This is a genomic window from Phenylobacterium sp., assembly GCF_035276905.1.
Lineage (GTDB): Bacteria > Pseudomonadota > Alphaproteobacteria > Caulobacterales > Caulobacteraceae > Phenylobacterium.
Genome location: NZ_DATELG010000385.1, coordinates 1 through 2,406 on the forward strand (window position 1 = coordinate 1; position 2,406 = coordinate 2,406).

The window sequence follows — 2,406 nt, forward strand, 5'->3', positions numbered from 1 at the left end:
AACCCACCGGCCGCCCCGGGCGACCACAGTCAGGTCGAACATTCCTGCATCCCCCGTCTTGATGACGAAGGTATGTCATCCCTTTTCGGCGCGCGCGCCGGGATCGGACGTCGCAGGGCTGCGACCGAATGGCGCAGGCCCCGCCAGGATAAGGGTCAACCCTGGCGGAAGTAGGGCTCGACCGCGCCGTTAAGCTTCATGGTCAGCGGCCGCCCGTGACGGTCGCGCTTGTCGCCGAGGGCGAGCCGCACCCAGCCTTCCGAGACGCAGTACTCGTCGACGTTGGTCTTTTCCTCGCCGCGGAAGCGCACGCCCACGTTCCGGGCGAGCACGTCGGCGTCGTAGTAGGGGCTGTCAGGGTTGGTCGAAAGCCGGTCGGGCGGGGTCTCGCTCATGGCCGACGCTGTCTCACGAGCCGGCCAAACGATCAAGCCGCCGGCGACGAGGCCGACCATTCGCCGCCGAAGTGGACGCCGGTTCGGCGTAGCGACTCATGAGCATTCGGCGGTTCATTCGAACCGCCGAATGCTCAGGGGCTCAGGCCGCCAGGCGGTCGGCCACGTCGTCGGGGGTCTCGAACAGCCACGTCGGCGCGCGCCGCGCCAGGGCCTCGCGATGGGCGTAGCCCCAGGCCACCGCGCCGCAGGCCAGGCCCGCCTCGCGCGCCGCCTCGATGTCGCGGGTCTCGTCGCCGATGCAGAGGGTCTCGGCGTTTTTCACCCGCGCGCGGCGCACGACCTTGCGGAACTTGGCCGCCTTGCCGAACAGGGTCGCGCCGCACTCGTAGTGCTCGATGAGCGCGGCGGCCTCCGGGCCCAGGATGCGGCGCACGTTCTGCGCCGAGTTGGAGCTGACCAGCCCCAGCACCACCCCTTGGCCGGCCAGGCGGCGCAGCAGCGATTTGGCGCCCGGGAACAGCTGGATGGTCTCCGCCTCCTGCGAGAGCCGCCGGCGCAGGTGGCGGGCGATGAACGGCAGCTTCCAGCCCGGCACGCCCAGGCGGTCGAGGATCTGACGGGTGTCGCAGCCGCGCAGGGTCTCGATCTCGGCCTCGCTCACCTGCCGGAAGCCGAAACGCCGCGCCAGCGGGTTGATCTCCCGGGCCATCCACCGGGCGCTGTCGGCGAGCGTCCCGTCGAAGTCGAAGATCACCAGCTTGTACATGCAGGCCCGCACGCGGTGGATTTCGGAGCCGCTGCGCCTAAGCCTGCACCGGGCCCAGGTCAAGTCCGCGTTCAGACCCGGTTAAGGAATTCGATGTCGCAGGCCCCTATCGCCCGAGCCGCGAAAGCGGTGCAAGGTGCGGGGCCGATGACCGCCTTCGCGCCGCTGCCGACGCTTTCCACGCGACCGCTGGCCTGGCTGCGCGCGCGGTTCCGGGCGAGCGAGGCCTGGTTCATCGGCCTCTCGATCGTCGTCGGCGTCGCCGCCGGACTCATGGCGGTGATCCAGGCGCGCCTGGCCCACGCCCTGCAGGAGCGGCTCTACGGCATCACCCCCGACGCCCGCCTGAGCGCCATGGCCCATGTCGCGCCCGCGGGCGTGCTCTGGCTGCCGGTGGGCGGCCTGGTGCTGGCCGGGCTCGGCTATCTGCTCGGCTTCTGGAAGAGCCGGCCGATCATCGACGTCGTCGAGGCCAACTCCCTCTACGGCGGGCGGATGTCGCTGCGCGCCAGCCTGGTGATTTGCCTGCAGACCCTGATCTCCAACGGCTTCGGCGCCTCAGTGGGCCTGGAGGCCGCCTACGCCCAGGCCGGCGGTGGGCTGGCGTCCTCGCTCGGCCAGCGGCTGCGGCTGCGGCGGCACGAGCTGCGCACCCTGGTGGGCGCGGGCGCGGGCGCTGCGATCGGCGCCGCGTTCGGCGCGCCGTTGGCCGGGGCCTTCTACGCCTTCGAGGTGGTGATCGGCTCCTATGCGCCCTCGATGATCGCCCCGGTCGCCGCCGCCTGCCTGGCCGCCGCCTTCGCCGCCTCGGCGATGGGCGCCGATTCCTACGCCATCCACGTCAGCGTCACCCAGTCGCCGACCATCTCCGACTATGCGCTCTACGGCGGCCTGGGCGCGATCTGCGCCATCTTCGCGATCGTGATGATGCTGCTGGTCGCGCGCGGCGAGCAGCTGATTCGCAGCGTGCCCATGCCGACGCCGGTGCGGTTCATGGCCGGCGGCTTCGTGCTGGCGGGCCTGGCGCTGGCCTCGCCGCAGACCCTCTCGTCCGGTCACGGGGCGCTGCACCGCGACCTGTTCTTCGTCGTGCCGGTGGCGGGCCTGGCGACGGTGCTGCTGCTGAAGGCCCTGGCCTCGGTCGTCGCGCTGAGCACCGGCTTCCGCGGCGGCCTGTTCTTCGCCTCGCTGTTCCTGGGCTCGCTGGTCGGTCAGATCTATGCGCGGCTACTGGGCTTCACC

At 71.3% G+C, this 2,406-nt stretch carries 3 protein-coding genes; 1 reads left to right on the forward strand and 2 read right to left on the reverse strand.

The annotated features are described in order from the left end of the window. Positions 1–155: 155 nt before the first annotated feature. On the reverse strand, positions 156–395 hold the full coding sequence (locus VJS38_RS18530; RefSeq protein ID WP_324089630.1) for a DUF3297 family protein: 240 nt from the start codon (positions 393–395) through the stop codon (positions 156–158). A gap of 142 nt (positions 396–537) precedes the next feature. After that, positions 538–1,176, reverse strand: coding sequence for an HAD hydrolase-like protein (locus tag VJS38_RS18535; protein WP_324089631.1), 639 nt, complete (start codon positions 1,174–1,176; stop codon positions 538–540). 135 nt (positions 1,177–1,311) lie between these two features. Between VJS38_RS18535 and VJS38_RS18540 the strand changes: the two genes are divergently transcribed. Continuing rightward, the coding region (locus VJS38_RS18540; RefSeq protein ID WP_324089632.1) for a chloride channel protein at positions 1,312–2,406 on the forward strand (1,095 nt) is incomplete at its 3' end.